The organism is Bacillus sp. 1A, assembly GCF_052682215.1.
The window spans coordinates 3,630,055-3,648,242 of record NZ_JBQYLZ010000001.1 but is presented as its reverse complement, the minus strand read 5'-3'; the positions used below and the strand labels follow the sequence as shown (position 1 = coordinate 3,648,242).

The following is an 18,188-nucleotide window of genomic DNA, read 5'->3' as shown; positions in this document are numbered from 1 at the left end:
AAAAATAACTTTCTCGATGGGGGATTCCTCCTCTCAAAATAATATTCAGATAGTTATTCACACGGTCCATTCTCTAAATTCCATGTGGCTAGTATTTTTCTTATCGGTAGATTTCCACCTTCATTCCGGTAATACGTACCTTTTAGAAAAATTGTCCCGCATTTTTCTGTTGTTGGCATCGTCATAATAATTTGATCTATATCAAGTATTCTTTCATGACAACTATTTTCGTGACGATGAGTATACATATAAATATCTTTTTCACTAAGGTTTTGATTGTATAAATAGATAGGATCTGTTATACAAGGTCGATTTAATTGATGATATGCGAGATTTAACCGAGTTGGTTCATATGTAAAATTAATCTCAGCATAGTTATAACTCTTTTGATTTATATCAACTTTCAAACATGTCGATACAACAATTCTTCGATCATTATCACCTATATATTCCGTAAAAAGCTTTGGCTTTGGTTCATCACCTTGTATATTTTCACAATTTGCGTAGTCATTTTTAAAGTTCGCAATGGTATATTCTAAATATTTTGGGTAATCTCCATTTCTATTTGTCAAGGTACAATGTAAGATGACTCTACCATCTTGATCAGTGGCTGGAACTTCAAGACAGAGTTTGTGAATCGTTAATTCTTGAACTGCTTCTCCAGTACCAGAAAACATTTTAAAATTATTTTTACAGTAATCACTATCGTCTAAGTAAATCCTCTCTGAGGAAGAATCTTCTATTTTAAAAGGCGATTGACCTGACATAAACTTAATTTTCACAAAATCATAGTCATCACTATTTAGCTTATATATATCAACAATGGCCGTAATTTCATGATTTCCTTTACCTATTTTAGTTATACAAGTTGCAACACTTTTTAAATTTTTTTCTTCACTTTTTTTATTAATACTCATTTTAATTCCCTCCTCTTGAAAGAGCACTATACATCCTTTTGATTTTTACGAACTATATTGACGTTCCCAATTCATAATGGTTGTTTGAACAATGGTTATCTATCTTTCTTTCATCATTTTTAATACATCACGAAAGCTCAAGTTGTACCCTAAATTCAATCGAACAGTTAGCGAAACAGCGTTTAATTGGTGATTTTTCCAATTAAACGCTGTTACTTTTTCATACTGTGCACATTCTTTTTGGATAGCTACTGTTAGTATGTCCAAATATCAAATAATTGATTCTGAAAGTGTTTCTTAGTTTATTCAAACAAGTCAATTTTCTCAAGTATCAAATTTAGTCTTCCCTCAAAAAAATAAATTACAATAAATTCCCATTACTAATTAACTAGGGTTATTTTCGGTAAAAGTCATCATTTTAAGCGGTGGGTTTTTGTTTTATGTAAAATCAATATTAGATTTGTATTAATTCTTTATATAAACTATTTTTAATAGCAGATATTTATTGTTCCTTATATAATGTAGAAAACTACTGGGAAAGCCAAAAATTTATATTTACATGGTGATTTTGAAGTGAGCAAATCTTATTTAGTCGCATTTGCTGTAAAAGCATTAGCTATTGAAGGTATTGAAACTACAATTGTTTATCTACCTAATTTTTTTAGAGAGATTAAATCTTCTATAAAGGATAGAACCATTAAAGTTCTATTTGCAAAAGAAGCACCTATTCTTGTATTAGATAGTTTATGTGCAGAACAATTAAGTGCATGCCTTTGGGTTGAAGTATTAGGTCCAATACTTCAACATAGATATACGAATGAAATCCCTACTTTATTTACATCTAATTGTAATGGAAGTGAGTTAGAGGTTCATTTAACACACTGAATCAATTCAGTTAAATTATCCACATCTATAAGTAAAACACCAAGATCAAACGATTTACATAAAAATTCAGAGAATTTACGTAAACACTCTTGTACAAGTTCTACTTGTTCTCTATGTGTATATACTTCTTTAGGATCAAAATTAACCGACAATATATCTGTAATAGGTGCTAATATTTCCACTTTACTTTAATATAATTATATATTACGTTATTTGGGTATAAGCAAGGAATTATAAATATCAGAGATATAGTGTTCTTGATTTCTTTCAAAGCCTTCACTATCTACAATTCATTTTCCATAGCATATTTATAAACTTAACTCTTAGAATGCTTAAGAAATGGTGCTATTACTCTTGTAAATCCTCCGAAACATTCTCTTTATAATTACGAATAATAATTATATAATTCAAACAACTTTCATATCCTGGAGTTCCTGAGTGAATCTCAATAGAAATTACGTATACAGGTACTTTAGTATATCCATATCATTTAATGGGTTACATAAAAGGTGCAAAATATTTATATCAACTAACAGATTATCCCCTACCATACAGTTAATTCTGCATAAAATAAAAAAGCCATGTATTTCTACATAGTATCAATTTAAGGTGTATATCATATTATTTTTAGACAGAATACTAAGTTGCCATATGCCGTATAAAGGCTTAGAAACATATGATTCATTTCTTTCTATAAACGGTTTATTTGTAAAATATGTTGGTAAGAAGTAGTTCTGAATGATTTCTCGCTCTTCTTTCTCAAAGAAAACTCCATCTTCGAACAGTTGCCAAATTAATGCAAGTACACTTTTATTTTGCATAAGAAAAGCAGCAGGTGGATTAATAATTTTCACTCTTCCTTGCGCTATATGATCTAAAAGCTGAAGTCCAATTCTTTTCCCATTTTTATCGGTATCTGAAACTAAATATTCAATTGGATATAGTCTATATAAATAATGGATTCGTTCGCCACTTGGCGTATATATACCATCATCTGTAACGACGATATCTTGTATTCCTATATAGTCTGTTGATTGATCTAAGCAATAGCTTCTTAAAAATTGAACTGTTTGATGATCTTCATCGTGCCAATCATAACTAGTAAAATATATCGTCTCTTCAGGACCTATATTATAGTCATGTTTAATTTGTTCCCACGCCTGCACAATATGCTCTTCTATATGATTTAGGTGATTCACGTCGTGATAACGGCATAACACTTCATTTGCGACAGACGGCTCTAAATAACCTGTTGGTGTGTCACAATTTACTTCTATTAACTTTATATCTTCACCATTTACGATAAAGTCAAACCTTGTAAAATATGAAAACAAACCAATATGTTTCATTCTCGCAATTTCCCACGTTTCAGCTGGAAATCCTAGTTTTTGAAAATCTTCTGTTGTATTGACAATATATTGATACGTTCTATATAACACGTACATAACTTCCTCTGTCGCTTTTGAAATAGCAGTATAAGTTTTTACTGGCATACGATACATACCTGTTGCCATATATTGATTCCATTCTTCATTTTCTAATAGACTCGGCCATGTAAAACCATTCCGACCAGCCTCTTCCGCAAGTGAAAACCATACTTTCATATACTCTTTCTGCTCTTGTTCTGTATACATGATCCTATTATCCTTTCGTGTTATGATCCGGCTGGCGCTTTTGCGTTTCCAATTCCACTTGAACCAGAATTCACTTTCGGCGTTTGAGTAGTAGATGATTTCGGCGTATTTGTATCTGGCGTCACTTTATTTGAGGAATTGGGCTGTTGTTTGTTTAAATCTACTTTATTGGAAGAATTATTGTTGTTACTGTTAGTTCCACCGTAGTATCCTCCACCACCGCTGCCACCAGTTCTACTTTGGTCTTTTTCACGATATGGAATAATATTATTTGCATACGGTTTTTTCATTACATTGGGTTTTGCTGAATAATTCATATTTGAAGTTCTGCTTGCTAATAAATATCCCGCTACGAATGGCAGTATCGGTAAATGTGAGTTTTCATTATACGATGAAAACGATGGATTAATTTCCTTGCATAACTCATCATTTTCTACATTTTCATTGGTAGGAGTTTTATCATCACAATGTAAAGCTTCTTGTTCATTCCCTTGCTTTGCACCATCTGTTTTAACAGCGGTACTTTCTTTCTGTGCAGTTTCTTCTTCATAATCACCACACCCAGTTAATAAAAATGATGATACTCCTATTGAAGCAGCGACTTTTATAAATTTACTTTTATCCATTCTCATGTGTTATACACCTAATTTCTATTATCTATATTTTTCCAGATAACTTTATTATATAATGTATATGTTATTTTTTTCAAACTAAATCCTATATGCACATTTGCATATTTTATGCTTTTTATTCCATGAATAAAAACAAACTATCATTAGATTATAATTTTATTTATAGACTATAATAAATTGAAAGACGACCTAATACCCGGGTCGTCTTTCAATTTTTTTATTTTTATATATTAAACGTCTCAATAAAATCTCTAATGGTCCATTTATATTGTTTTTTTCCATTATTGTAGCTAATATGACAGACAATATCCAAATACTTATAGCTATCAATGCAGCAAGAGCGTTACTTACATGCCCTCCTAAATCAAATGCTACAGGTGATAAAAGTATAACAAGCAGTGCCTCATTCAAAACAAAAAATGTTAATGAACGTTTTCCCAAAGCAATTAATGAACGGCTAAAGTGCCCTAGATTTTTTAATCTACTCCCTATTATACCGAAACCCGTTGCATATGCTAATCCTCCAACAATTCCAGTTAAAATATGGATTCCATTTATCATTCCAGCCGTAAATACACTTGGATACCATATAGTCCCTATAAAAGATAGAGGCAAAGCACCTATTAAGGAAATTGCTAATCCTATAATTGTTATAAAATATAATTTTTTCAAATGTTGCTCTGGTTTTATTAATAGATGATATCTAGCAATCCACAAACCAAGAATTACCGAAGGAAGAATTGGGAACATAAAATGGATGAGAACAGGTATAACAGGAAAGAAAAGTAATCGTAACAATGTAGTACTTAGATACGTGTCTTTCGCTGAAACATCTGGTGAAAAACCGTAATCGCCTATTGCTTGCATATTAAATCCCCATATTATTGGAATAAAAATGATATACAATATAGTGATAATCGTAAATGTTCGAATTAATGTTTTCATTTTACACTTTAATAGCGGGCTAACAAGAAGCCCGGCTATACCATAGGCCATAAGAATATCTTGTCCTCCAATTAATACTGCTAACACAACCCCAAACAGTATTAAATACGAAGAGCGTCTTCTTACTATTTTTACAGCATGATTTTCATTTTTCCCTTTTGATATTTGCCCTTCGAGTGCTAGAACCAAACCGTAGCCTAATAATACGGCAAACATCGCTCTTGCACGGTTATCAATTATGAATATACCAAAAAGGTTTACAATTTGATCAAAGAAACTTCCGCTTTCCACCCTATGCATAATTCCAGGATCTGCAGCATACAAGTAAAGCGGTGCATGGGCAAGTACGATTAATAGTAACATAGTACCTCTTGCTAAATCTAATGAGACTGCACGCTTCTTCTCAATTGTTACATTATTTATTGATTTACTCATATTTTACTTCCTTTCTTAGCATCAACTAACCATTCCGACCTTTCTTACATTTTTGTCAAAAACTAATAACTAGTTGCTATTAAAATTAAAACAAATAAAGTGAAACTTTAAGCAGTGGCGGTTTCGTTCATCACCCACTAATTATTATTCCGTACCAATCGGGCTTTTACGAGCTTCAGGGCTTCCACCTAGCTTCCTTACTCCAGCCAAATTTTGAGGTGGGAGTTTTACTGTCCACAAATAGCAGGATACATATAAAACGAACTATTTCTTCAAATCCTATTCCGGATATTATATTCTAAGATGATTTTAATATGTTTTATTTTTAAAATACACATGAAATCTTTCAATCCCCGGATATCTTTCTCCTAAACTTTTAACCTGAAAACCAATTTTTTCATAAAATTCTACTGCCTCATTGTCTGTCTCTGCTTCTATATAAGTTAATTGAAGCATTTTTACTACTTCTTTTATCATTTGCAACGCAATTCCTTTATTACGATATTGTGGAGCGACTGCTATGTGACATATTCTCGCTTTATTTGCTCCGATTATTTCAATACCTATACAAGCCTCTTCTTCATATCTGTACAAAGTCCCTTTATTACTCTCATAATATAAAACTGCTTTCTTTAAGCTAGTTTCACTTGGCCCGACTGCATACTGTAACACATTTAAAATTGGATCTTTCACAATTTGTTCCACGCGTTGCAAATTCATTTCTACATCCCTTTCCATGAAAAAAGACTAGCTCTTTCTATAAAGAGCTAGTCTCATTACGCCGTTATTTTTTCTTCTTTTTTCACAACGACCGCTACATAACTATGTAGTATCATTCCGACAATAACAAGACTCATTCCGATCCAAGATAAAGATGACGGAATTGGCGCAGATAGTAAGATAAGCTCTCCTACTAGCGCAAATAAAACTTCACCGGACTGTGTTGCTTCCACTGTTGCTAGTTTTTGTGGATCATCTTTTACAAGATCTGTCGCAAAGAAGAATAGTACTGTCGCGATTAAACCAGAACTAACTGCTACAATAAAACATTGGAAAACTTGGCTACTTGATGGTAATCCGCCTGTTGATACTTCATAACCAGATAGTAAAAACCAAAATGGTAAACTTGCTAATGTCATACCGAGAACTCGCTGGAATACATCTAATTCACCTTTACAAACTTGCATCATTTTTCGATTTCCAAGAGGATACGCACACGCCGCAATAAGTACTGGAGCTACACATAAAACGGTTTCTCGAATTCCTAATGAAGAAGCATGTTCTACTTGCATGAGTACAACACCGCTTAAAATAACCCCAGACATAACTAATTCCTTCATTGGAAGTTTTTTATGTAATGGATCTACTGCAAAAAATGGTGTTAACAAAATTCCTGCGACAATCGTAATTTGCCAAGTTGATGCAACAAGCCAACCAGGTCCAAAAGCTCCGGCAAAACTAAGTGGTGCATAGAAGAGACCAAATCCAACGATACTCCACACTAACCATTCTTTCGGATTATTTTTCATATATTGAAAGAGTTGCTTTAAGTTCCCTCTATACATGACAATAAGTAAAAGCATTGGAACCATAAAGTAATACCGTAATGATGCACTCCAAATCCAGCTTCCACCTTCTAAGTCCATCGCCCGGTTTAAAACGAAGGTAAAGGCAAAGAAAAATGATGCCAATATCCCTACTGCAATAGCTTTCATTATAAAACCCCTTGTTTAGTTTCTTCTTATACTATACAACAAATTAAATATAATTAAAATTCGAAACCTTTATCTCGCATCTATTCTAGCTCTAAATCGTTTTCTTAACTGACTAATATGAGCCTGATGGTACCGATTATGATCAGCTATATGCCATATCCCCCACCTTATAGTCGCATTTTCTCCCTTTTCGTAAAAAACTTCCCTTGTTAAATCATTTTCTGTTAGTTTCATACACTCCTCATAAAACATATGTTGCACCGCTTCATAATCTTGCATTAATTCTTGTAATTTATACTTTCTTAAACTAGGTAATCCTCCCACTTCATTCAACATTGGTCCATATTTATTTTCAAGTGTCGGTGGAACTTCCTCTCCTTTTAAACGGTACACCCAGTATAAATCAACAACCGCTAAATGCTGAAGTAGCTGCCCTATACTATTTTCATTATTTTCTAATCCTTTATAAGACAATTCTTTCTCAGCAGTACCTTCTACTAACTTTTGCAATCGTTTAAATGTATCAGTAACCGTCGCATATAGAATCGCTACTTGCGGGTTCATATTTTTTTCTAAATGGAGATCTTTCATACTAAACTCCCTCTATTAAAAGAACAAGACCATATGTTCATCATCACTATACACACCATTCATCTTTATAGCTCTCTTTTCAATCCCATACGTTTTAAAGCCCATTGATTCATACAATTTTTTTGCTGGTTCGTTTGTAGTTACAACACCTAAGTTCAATTGTTCTAAGTTCATTTCTCTTGCTCTTTCAATTGCCTTACGTATTAACTCACGTGCAAGGCCACTTCTTCGATTACTTGCATCTACATACATCGCAACGATATGACCTTTATGTTTATACGCCTCTTTCTCTTCTGTTAGTAAAGTGACAACTCCAACTAATTGATGATCCTCATTAAAAGCACCGAATGTACAACTAGTAGTAGCTGTTAAATTACTTTCCACTCGCTTAATAGGATTTTCCTGGCGAATCGCCTCTTCATAAGTTGTTACAAATGCCTCTGGGTTTACTTGCAATGCTTGTAACCGTAAATCCCAATATTTTTTCGCATCTTCTTTCGTAAGTAATCGAATCATATTTCTCCAGCCCCTTTAGTTAACATAATATTTTTATAAACTACCATTTAAAGATTCGTATTCTTCTCTTAACATACTATAACGATAACGATGAATGAACTTTCCTTGACGTAATCGATCATTTCTCATTAATCCTTCACAAACAAAACCAGCCTTTTCATAACTCTTTCTAGCTTGAAAATTATCTTCATCTACACGTAGCCAAACTTTTTCTAATTCAAATTCAAAGAATCCCACATGTAACATTCTATATAGGGCTGCTAATCCATATCCTTTACCCCAATACTCTTTATTACCAATTACGATTCCCAGTTCTGCATTTTTATTTGTTTTATCAAAGTTTTTAAGATCTACCCACCCAATATGTATGCCGTTTTCTGTAGTGATAGCTCTTTGTTCATAACCATTTTTTCGACTTATACATGCTTCAATCCACTTTTTCGTATCTTCACGAGTGAACGGTGGATATTGATCCGGTACAACTAAATGATTTGTCACTTCTTTATCTAATGACCATTGATATCGCTCTTCTACATCATCTAGTGTCAGTTCTCTTAATTGAACGATTGGTACATTCATTATGCTATCCCCTTTTTATTTTCCTATAGAAAACCCTTCGAACATTCTTCCTCCATACTGTTCTAGCGTTTTTTCTACAAAAGTAATTAAGTTTCTTTTCTCACCCGTTGTATAAAAATGATCGAACGCCTCTACAAATTGATCTGCGTAATGTTCATCATATTTTCTAAGTACCCTTATAAACCATTTTGAACTTCCAAGCCATTTCCCATTTACTCTTAATATATATTCATGTAATAAATCAGCTAATAAATTCGCGATAAACAATTCTTCTTCTCTTTTTGATGCACCAATAAAATCGTCCAAAGTATCCGTAATAAAATACCGTTTCTGCTTCATCATTGCTTCAGTCCATTTAGCTGGCCCTTTATTTAGTAAATCATTTGCTTCTCTTTTTAATTTCTCAACAATTTCATTTTCTCCTTTTAATACAATACCCTCTGAAACTAATTGTGGTAACGAAGGTCTCCCTCGGTCACAATCCATTTTAAAAAAGGTTTTACACGTTTCAAAATTATGTACAAACACTTCAACAGGCCATCCATTACTATAGAAAGATTCTCTATAACAAGACGGTAAATTTTGATCAACTATAACAATGTCCAGATCAGATGTTTTTGTCGCTTCTCCTCTTACAACGCTTCCTCCCAGTAAAGCTACATCACAATTCGGAAATTGTGATGTAATTATGCTTTGTGCTGCTTCCATTGGTTTCATAACCGTTCCCCTTTTCTTATTTCACTTTCTTTTTTTCAGCTCTTTCTCTCGCCTTTTGTATATACGGTTCTGCGTCTGGTGTTTTGCATGACGTTGCCCCGTGGTCAACTTGTACTTTCCCAATTTCACGTGCAATTTCAATCGCTTTTCTCTCTAAGTCTTCATTACGAATTCCTATCGCGATTAAAGCACTATTCATCGCTTCTTTTTTTCTATTTTTTTCATTATGTATATTTGCTTTAATCTCTTCTAGATACGGAGTGAAGAATTCATCATGTAACGTTTTATTTTTAATCGCTATATTTGCTAATAGAGACCATCCTGCTCTTCCAATCCATTCATCATCAGACTTTGTCCATTCTTCCATTCTTTCTATGGCGATTGGCGACGTACAAATAGCCGTCATCAAAACGTCCATTAAACAATAATAATCAACTTCCTGTACCCATTTGTTTAGCTGTTCTGTCGTAACTTTCTTTGGTTCTAAAATCATTGTTGCTAAAGTCATTGCATCCATATTTTTTGTTTCCCATAATGAAATTGCTAAATCATGATCTTTTTTTATCTTCTTTTTCAACAATTTTAAATTAGCAAAACTAACTCCGAATAATGGCTCTTTCGCTCCGTGGTTTTTATACGTTTTACGATTTTGTTCTGTTCCATATTCCTCTAGTTGCTGCATTACTTCTTCAAGTAACATATACCCACCTCTTTATCTTTTATGTTGACTTCATATATGTATGTACGATATATTCTACATTACTTTTTGGTTTTCCTATATGTATTTTTAAAATACGGTATGTGAAATTTTATAGTTGCTATATATAACTAAAACAACCACGAAAAACCTGTACATTTTACATATACAGGTTTTCATTTCATCAATTTCCCAAAGTGTAAGAAATAGAATATGAAAGAACTTTTATTTGTTTGATTCTCTCTTTATTTTTTGTAAGCTCTTTACATCTGACCACTCTTCTATAAACACTGCGTCCGGAAAAACTGTAACTACATTAAAATTCGCACCTTTTTCTTTTTCAATTTGTTTAGCAGCTAATAAATTCGCTACCGCAGACGTTCCTATTTTCATACCAGTTTCATTATAAAAACGTGCCATTTCATACAAAAAGAGCTTCTTTATTCAAATGCATTCATAAGCACAATTCTCCAACCATCTGGATCCTCTATTGTGGTCCCTTTCTCTATCCAATACGGATTTTCTGGTTCTACCTCATGATAGCCCATATTACTTAATCGATTCACTATTTTTTCAATTTCATCTTTATTAGGCATATAAAAAACTAGTAAATTATCTTTTGTCGGTGCCGGACATGGACTTCCATTAACATGCGTTGTAAACTCCAAATGATAATCGGCATCCGGTAATCCAAACATAACCCCATCATATCCTTCATGATTGTGAAATTCTCCTATACGCTTTAACCCTAACCCCGTCTCATAAAAACTTATAACTTCTTCAAATTTATCTGTTGGTCTTGCCATTCTAAATTGAACCCAATTCTTCATGCAAATCTCCTCCTTTTCATTTTCCAAAGCTTTATAGTAATCATTATAGGTTACATATATTTCCTTTCACATCCCTCATTAGTGTGAGAACTGCCAAAGTTGAAAGACCTATTAGTTTATAAATAGTAGGACTTTAGTATTAAATTCATATAAAAGCAATTATATAAATATTGAGATGTAATAAATATTTCTTCCGATAATATCAAATGTTCCCCAGACCAAAATTTAATTGTTTCTATACGAATATTTTAATAGAAAATAAAAATATTCGAATCAATAATTGGAACGAAAATGAAGTGATACGAAAGTATGATTAGTCCCCGTTCATTTTGATACCGATTCCCCTAAAAACCACCTACATCATTATTAGAAGAACCAAATTTGATTCTTGAAAATTTTCATAATAAACATTAAAATCACCCTGTTTTTACAAGACTGCAATTGATACAAAATCTTGCATATTTTTGAACAAACTTTTTTGCACTTGTAAAAAAGTTTTTTTGCAATTACCTCCCTATAATTGCTAATATAGTAGAGTAGAACTTTTATAGAGAGAAGGAAAATTATGCACAATGGAATTCGAATGACAACTTTAGTAAAAAGGGCTATGTTGATTTGCGCGGGGGTATTATTTACATACGAAGCGGCTTTAGGATCAACACATATTGCTCTAGCAAGTGCAGAGGATGAAGCAAAATCTGTTCAACTTGTAAGTGAAATTCAATCATCTCTTGCACCGAAAGAAGCTCCAAAACAATATAATGGGCAAGTTAGAAAAGTCGCTTATTTAACATTTGATGATGGTCCTGGAAAATACACAGCTGAGCTTTTAGATATGTTAAAGAGAGAAAATGCAAAAGCAACATTTTTCCTAATTGGTTCAAACGTAAAAGCATTCCCTGATCTTGTAAAACGTGAAGATGCTGAAGGCCACTATGTTGGGATGCACAGTATGACTCATAACTACAAGAAACTTTACACAGAAGGTCATTACGTAGATGAAATGAAGGAAGACCAAGGCTTAATCGCTGGAGTTCTAGGTAAATCGCCAGTATTAACTCGTCCATCTTACGGCTCAATGCCAGGATTAAACGAAACTCTTCGTAACAAAGTTGTTGAAAATGGCTTGAAAGTTTGGGATTGGACAATTGATTCTTTAGACTGGAAATATAACAAAATGCCTGTTGACGCTGCATCAGCTAAAATTGTCGAAAACGTTCTAAACGTTGCTAACAAACCGACAGAAGTTATTCTTATGCACGACATTCATCCTCAATCCGTTAAAGCAGTACCTGGAATTATAAAAGGACTGAAAGAAAAAGGATATGAATTAGAAGCCTATAATGAGAACGAACACTTCCCATTAAACTTCTGGCATGATAATCGTATGTAATGAAAAAGACTTGATTTCCTCTAGTAGGTTATTGAGTCTTTTTTTATCGTTTTTGAGTATTACTTCTCGTATATTCAATTCAAATTTTTAGCGCTTGATGTGCCGAATGAATGGGTACTATGGAGTGATCTTAGTTACTGGTTTTGTGCCATGACTGCTAGCTCTATGTATTTTCATCAAACAAATAAACGAACAGTAGAAGACTGGTTTACCTTTATGAATGAAGAGTACAGATTAATATTCGACTTCGACTATTTATTATCTCATCCTGATTGGTATAAAGGTAAAGAGGCTTCATTAGAAAAACAAGGTGTTATCGGCAAAATCCCCCTTTCTTTTGTAAAAAAGTAAAACGTTTTCGTGCTAAGGAAGATAAATCTATTAATGAAATCAGAAGTGATAACTGGGATAATAGAAAAGAAAACCGTATCAAAAAGATGAATCGAAAATTAAGAAAAAGAAACGAAAAGCAAAAAAGATTGCAAAAGCGACTTATACGAAATTAAAACATATATATCAAAATACAGTAAGAAATTATGGATTGAATATACAAATTCAATCCTATTTTTTATATTATCAACACTTTAGCACATATTACTCTTAAGGAGTGATGTGTATATGGATTTTCTTTCAACCGAATATTTGTCTGCCTTACTTGCCATCATTGTAATTGATTTAGTGTTAGCCGGCGATAATGCCATTGTAATTGGGTTAGCAGCAAGGCGATTACCGAAAGATCAACAAAAGAAAGTTATTATATGGGGAACTATCGGGGCGATCGCGATTAGAGCCCTCGCTACTTTAGTTGTCGTTTGGTTATTAAAAATACCCGGGTTACTTCTAATTGGTGGTGTACTTCTTATATGGATCGCTTACAAATTAATTGCTGAAGGTAAAGATCATGATATTAAGGCAGAAGAAGGATTTTGGTCTGCTATTAAAACCATTATTATTGCTGATGCGTTAATGGGTATTGATAATGTTCTCGCTGTTGCGGGAGCTGCGCATGGCAATTTTTCTTTAGTAATCATTGGACTATTAGTATCTATTCCGGTAGTAGTATGGGGCAGTACCTTAATTTTAAAATGGGTGGATAGATTCCCTGTCATCATTACGATTGGAGCAGCTGTTTTAGCTTATACTGCTGCGAAAATGATTGTAGATGAGAAATGGTTCGCTGGATTTTTCGAAAGTAATCCTTTCATAAAATGGGCATTTATCATTATTATCATTGCTTGTGTAGTATTTTTTGGAAAGATGAAACAAAAAACGAAAGATAATTCTATATAATGACAACGTTATATGTACAAACAAAAGCGCTACTCAAATGAGTAGCGCTCTTTAATATTTATTTCGTTTCCCCGTCTTCAGTCTTCTTTACCTTCGTTTTATTTTTATCACGATGGTTATAGTTGTACTTCGAACGATCTACTGGTGTAAAACCTTCCGGTGTGTAGAATCGTAATAAGTCTCCGTTTACGACTTGGTCAGAGTATTTTAGCGATTTTTGAACCATTTGTTCATTTTGTTTTATTTCATCTGTTAATTCAACAGCGTTACCAGTTGCTGTATCATAGTATTTGCCGTTTAGCGCAGTCACTGTTGGACTTACGTAGTTACCGTTACGGAATGGGACGACTTGTTTATGCTCTGGTGATAATAAATCAGATCCAAACTGGACATAATTTTTCGTATCTGTACCTAGTAAGTGTAATAACGTTGGAAGAACATCAATTTCTCCGCCGTATTGATGTTGTACGCCGCCCTTCATTCCTGGAACACGAATGATTAATGGTACACGTTGCAGTTGTGCATTTTCAAATGAGTTCATTTCTTTACCCATTACTTGAGACATTGCTGCGCCATGATTATCTGAAATACCGTAATGGTCACCGTACATAACGATAATTGAGTTATCGTATAAACCAGATTGTTTCAAGTAATCCAAGAAACCTTTTACAGACTCATCTAAATAACGTGCCGTTTGGAAATACGTATCTACTGATGAATCACCTGTAGTCGCTGGTTCAATTGTTGCTTCCGCTTTATCAATCGGATAAGGGAAATGGTTCGATAACGTAATGAACTTCGTATAGAACGGTTGTTTCAATGTTTGTAATAATGGTATAGATTCATTAAAGAACGGTTTATCTTTTAATCCATAGTTTACTACATCTTTTTCATTCATATCATAGTATGACGCATCAAAGAATTTATTGAAACCAAATGATTTATAAATATCATCACGGTTCCAAAATGTTTTATAGTTACCGTGGAATACAGCTGATGTGTATCCTTGTTGTCCTAAAATAGCTGGTGCTGATTGATACGTGTTATGAGCTTTATTTGTAAAAACAGATCCTTGCGGTAACCCATACATTGAGTTTTCTAGCATGAACTCAGCATCAGATGTTTTACCTTGTCCTGTTTGATGGAAGAAGTTATCAAAGTATAGCGTATTCGCATCTTTCGTAAATGAATTTAAGAACGGTGTAACTTCTTGCCCGTTTAATTTATAATCAATTAAAAAGTTTTGGAATGACTCTAAATGAATATAAATTACGTTCATTCCTTTTCCTTTACCGAAGTACTCAGGATTAGGACTTGCATATGTTGATGCAAGATAATTTCTAACCTCTGTCATATTATCTCCATCAGCTAACGCTCGTTCTGTTGATGCTTTCGCACTTTGAATGCCATCATAAATCGTATAGTTGTATGCCCCTAAATATTTCACAATGTAATTGCGGTCAAATGTTCTTGTTAATAATTCAGGACGATCGGATTCTGCAAGACCTAAATTAATGCTGAATAATAAAATACCTGCTACAAATACTAGTGATACTTTATGTTTCGCAACACGAATTGGTTTTGGATTTGCAAATTTTGTTGCAACTAAAACGATTAAAATGATTGTATCTAAGAAATATAGTGGATCATATGCGTGTAGCAATGCAAAAATACTACCACCTAAATCTCCAAAGTTATTCGTTTGTGTTAATGTCGGGAACGTAATAAAGTCACTGAAAAAGCGATAATATACTACGTTTGCGTATAACAGTATAGACATTAACAAATTAATAACAATTAACCAAATGTAAGCACGTTTCCCCTTTGCGAATAATGCGAGCCCTAAAAATAAAACTGCTGAGCTTAACGGGTTGAAAAACAGTAAAAACTTTTGGATTGTGTTGGATATCCCTAAATTAAATTCTGTCACATATGCTGCGTATGTTTTTAACCAGAATAAAATAATGGCAAACACGAAAAATCCAAAGTGATTGCTTAACACTCGCTTACTCTTTAATAGTAATTGTTTCATCTCTCCACCTCTTTTGATCATCCAAGGCTTATTTTTTTATAAGTCTGTCTCTCTATTCAATTTTTTATCTTCAAATAGATTTTATTTGTTTAACTAAATGAAGAATATTAGTAATTATAATTTGAAGCTAGTATTTATTCAACCATTTCTTTCTAGACATTTTGACCTTGGTTTCCATTTAATAAAATAAATTTGTAACATTTTCTGTTTTCTCCCATGTCTCATCCACTAATTATGACACCACATACTATAAACCTTTATTCACTGCTTCGCAAATAAATATGTCTCCAGTTCTGGAACATTAATGTAATATAATGAAATTCACAATAGATATCATTTGTTTTTTTCGGTGTATATTAAATCTCTTCATGTATTTCAAGTTTATTCATACTTCAGCCATTCCTCTATATGTAACATCAAAATGTCTTTCCTTCTCTAAAGTTATTTTTGAATAATTATTCATAAAATCAAAGATTATAAAAAAACCTCGCTCTCATAAAAAGAGCGAGGTTTTTCATCATTTATTATTGACCTTTGTACATTGCTTCTACTTGTTTTTGAAGTTCTTCATTTTCTAAGAACTCATCGTAAGTAGCCTCTTTATCGATTACACCGTTTGGCGTTACTTCGATAATGCGGTTTGCAATTGTTTGTACGAACTGATGGTCATGAGATGTAAATAACATTGTACCTTTAAATGCGATTAAACCGTTGTTTAATGCAGTGATAGACTCAAGGTCTAAGTGGTTCGTTGGATCGTCAAGTGTGATTACGTTCGCACCACTTAACATCATTTTAGATAGCATACAACGAACTTTTTCGCCTCCAGATAATACAGAAACTTTCTTCTTAACTTCTTCACCTGAGAATAACATACGGCCTAAGAAACCACGTAAGAAGCTTTCTGACTCATCTTGTGGAGAGAATTGGCGTAACCAATCAACTAAGTTGGAGTCACTGTTCTCAAAGTATTTAGAGTTATCTCTTGGGAAGTAAGATTGAGATGTTGTAACGCCCCATTTGAATGAACCGCTATCTGGCTCCATTTCACCCATAAGGATTTTAAATAATGTTGTCATCGCAATATCGTTACGACCGATAAATGCAACTTTATCACCTTTATTTAAAGTGAAGTACACATTATCTAACACTTTTTCACCATCAATTGTTTTAGAAAGACCTTCAACAGTTAATAAGTCATTTCCTATTTCACGCTCAGGTGTAAAGCCAACAAATGGGTAACGACGTGATGATGGTCGAATATCATCTAATGTAATTTTATCTAATAATTTTTTACGAGAAGTTGCTTGTTTCGCTTTAGATGCGTTTGAGCTAAAGCGTGCAATGAAGTTTTGTAACTCTTTTACTTTCTCTTCTTTTTTCTTATTAGCATCTTGTGTTAATTTTAAAGCTAATTGGCTTGACTCATACCAGAAGTCATAGTTACCAACATAAAGTTGAATTTTACCGAAATCAAGATCAGCCATGTGCGTACAAACTTTATTTAAGAAGTGACGGTCATGGGATACAACGATTACTGTATTTTCAAAGTTCATTAAGAAGTTTTCTAACCATTGAATCGCTTTTAAGTCCAAGTGGTTGGTAGGCTCATCTAGTAATAGAATGTCAGGTTTACCAAATAATGCTTGAGCAAGTAATACTTTTACTTTCTCTGCCCCAGTTAATTCTGACAATTTCTTATCATGAACATCTTCACCAATACCTAAACCTTTAAGAAGGATTGCAGCTTCTGATTCTGCTTCCCAACCGTTAAGCTCAGCGAACTCACCTTCAAGTTCAGCAGCACGCATACCATCTTCATCACTAAAGTCTTCTTTCATGTAAATGGCATTTTTCTCTTGCATTACTTTGTAAAGTTGCGTGTGCCCCATAATTACTGTTTCTAATACTGGGAACTCTTCATATTCGAAGTGATTCTGTTTTAATACTGCTAGACGCTCACCTGGCGTAATATGTATATCACCTGTTGATTGTTCGATTTCTCCAGATAAAATCTTTAGAAATGTTGATTTACCCGCACCGTTTGCTCCGATTAAACCGTAGCAGTTACCTGGCGTGAATTTTATGTTAACATCTTCAAACAATTTGCGATCCGCGAAACGCAAACTAACGTTACTTACTGTAATCATTTGTGTCCTCCTACTAATACCGCTTATTTCAGCGTTTTCTCACCGATTGTCTTAAAAAATCGCATATTACGACTCAATTATTGTAGACTATAGCTATTATATAGTAGAAAAGGGATGAATAGCAACGGTTGATTGCTATTCCTTTCTTTTCAAAATTGAATAAAACATTTGTTTTTAATTAGATTAAAGTTACATCCACACTTTAAGGATGATTTATTTTGAAGAAAATA

The 18,188-nt window shown here is 33.3% G+C and carries 16 protein-coding genes and 3 pseudogenes; 4 read left to right on the top strand and 15 right to left on the bottom strand.

Going from position 1 to position 18,188, the window contains the following annotated elements:
- Positions 1–53: 53 nt before the first annotated feature.
- Positions 54–917, bottom strand: coding sequence for a hypothetical protein (locus tag ACUN0F_RS18575; protein WP_445539907.1), 864 nt, complete (start codon positions 915–917; stop codon positions 54–56).
- A 573-nt stretch (positions 918–1,490) separates the two neighbouring features.
- On the opposite strand from ACUN0F_RS18575, the gene ACUN0F_RS18570 reads away from it, so the two are divergent.
- Entirely contained in the window at positions 1,491–1,802 is a 312-nt protein-coding gene (locus ACUN0F_RS18570; protein ID WP_445539906.1) for a hypothetical protein, read from the top strand.
- 653 nt (positions 1,803–2,455) lie between these two features.
- Here ACUN0F_RS18570 and ACUN0F_RS18565 read toward each other — a convergent pair.
- From ACUN0F_RS18565 to ACUN0F_RS18510, 12 genes and pseudogenes are all read right to left on the bottom strand, one after another.
- Positions 2,456–3,436: pseudogene (locus tag ACUN0F_RS18565) on the bottom strand (glutathionylspermidine synthase family protein); the annotation flags it as partial.
- 20 nt (positions 3,437–3,456) lie between these two features.
- Positions 3,457–4,068: a hypothetical protein gene (locus tag ACUN0F_RS18560; protein ID WP_445539905.1), complete on the bottom strand. Its 612-nt coding sequence runs from the start codon at positions 4,066–4,068 to the stop codon at positions 3,457–3,459.
- A gap of 189 nt (positions 4,069–4,257) precedes the next feature.
- On the bottom strand, positions 4,258–5,448 hold the full coding sequence (locus tag ACUN0F_RS18555) for a DUF418 domain-containing protein (RefSeq protein ID WP_445539904.1): 1,191 nt from the start codon (positions 5,446–5,448) through the stop codon (positions 4,258–4,260).
- A 309-nt stretch (positions 5,449–5,757) separates the two neighbouring features.
- A complete protein-coding gene (locus ACUN0F_RS18550) occupies positions 5,758–6,168 on the bottom strand; it encodes a GNAT family N-acetyltransferase (RefSeq protein WP_088063933.1) in 411 nt (136 codons plus the stop codon).
- Between the two features lie 56 nt (positions 6,169–6,224).
- Positions 6,225–7,163, bottom strand: a complete 939-nt coding sequence (locus ACUN0F_RS18545) for a DMT family transporter (RefSeq protein WP_445539903.1) — start codon at positions 7,161–7,163, stop codon at positions 6,225–6,227.
- A 69-nt stretch (positions 7,164–7,232) separates the two neighbouring features.
- Positions 7,233–7,754, bottom strand: a complete 522-nt coding sequence (locus tag ACUN0F_RS18540) for a DinB family protein (protein ID WP_445539902.1) — start codon at positions 7,752–7,754, stop codon at positions 7,233–7,235.
- A 15-nt stretch (positions 7,755–7,769) separates the two neighbouring features.
- The gene (locus ACUN0F_RS18535; protein WP_445539901.1) at positions 7,770–8,270 is read right to left on the bottom strand and encodes a GNAT family N-acetyltransferase; all 501 of its coding nucleotides are present in this window, start codon (positions 8,268–8,270) and stop codon (positions 7,770–7,772) included.
- 33 nt (positions 8,271–8,303) lie between these two features.
- On the bottom strand, positions 8,304–8,849 hold the full coding sequence (locus ACUN0F_RS18530; protein WP_445539900.1) for a GNAT family N-acetyltransferase: 546 nt from the start codon (positions 8,847–8,849) through the stop codon (positions 8,304–8,306).
- Positions 8,850–8,864: 15 nt separating this feature from the next.
- Positions 8,865–9,566 (bottom strand): nucleotidyltransferase domain-containing protein, encoded by a 702-nt coding sequence (locus tag ACUN0F_RS18525; protein WP_445539899.1) that lies wholly within the window; start codon positions 9,564–9,566, stop codon positions 8,865–8,867.
- A gap of 16 nt (positions 9,567–9,582) precedes the next feature.
- Positions 9,583–10,266, bottom strand: coding sequence for a DNA alkylation repair protein (locus tag ACUN0F_RS18520; protein ID WP_097994064.1), 684 nt, complete (start codon positions 10,264–10,266; stop codon positions 9,583–9,585).
- 222 nt (positions 10,267–10,488) lie between these two features.
- Positions 10,489–10,692: pseudogene (locus ACUN0F_RS18515) on the bottom strand (cysteine synthase); the annotation flags it as partial.
- An 11-nt stretch (positions 10,693–10,703) separates the two neighbouring features.
- On the bottom strand, positions 10,704–11,093 hold the full coding sequence (locus tag ACUN0F_RS18510) for a VOC family protein (RefSeq protein WP_264461796.1): 390 nt from the start codon (positions 11,091–11,093) through the stop codon (positions 10,704–10,706).
- Between the two features lie 565 nt (positions 11,094–11,658).
- Between ACUN0F_RS18510 and ACUN0F_RS18505 the strand changes: the two genes are divergently transcribed.
- From ACUN0F_RS18505 to ACUN0F_RS18495, 3 genes and pseudogenes are all read left to right on the top strand, one after another.
- Positions 11,659–12,486 carry a peptidoglycan-N-acetylglucosamine deacetylase gene (locus ACUN0F_RS18505; protein WP_264461797.1) on the top strand — a complete coding sequence of 276 codons (828 nt, stop codon included), beginning with the start codon at positions 11,659–11,661 and terminating at the stop codon, positions 12,484–12,486.
- Positions 12,487–12,573: 87 nt separating this feature from the next.
- Positions 12,574–12,992: pseudogene (locus ACUN0F_RS18500) on the top strand (DUF3841 domain-containing protein); the annotation flags it as partial.
- Positions 12,993–13,104: 112 nt separating this feature from the next.
- A complete protein-coding gene (locus ACUN0F_RS18495) occupies positions 13,105–13,776 on the top strand; it encodes a TerC family protein (protein WP_000346968.1) in 672 nt (223 codons plus the stop codon).
- A gap of 58 nt (positions 13,777–13,834) precedes the next feature.
- Here the strand turns inward: ACUN0F_RS18495 and ACUN0F_RS18490 are convergent, their stop codons facing one another.
- A complete protein-coding gene (locus tag ACUN0F_RS18490; protein WP_445539898.1) occupies positions 13,835–15,808 on the bottom strand; it encodes an LTA synthase family protein in 1,974 nt (657 codons plus the stop codon).
- 524 nt (positions 15,809–16,332) lie between these two features.
- Entirely contained in the window at positions 16,333–17,958 is a 1,626-nt protein-coding gene (locus ACUN0F_RS18485; RefSeq protein ID WP_000633870.1) for an ABC-F family ATP-binding cassette domain-containing protein, read from the bottom strand.
- Between the last annotated feature and the right edge of the window lie 230 nt (positions 17,959–18,188).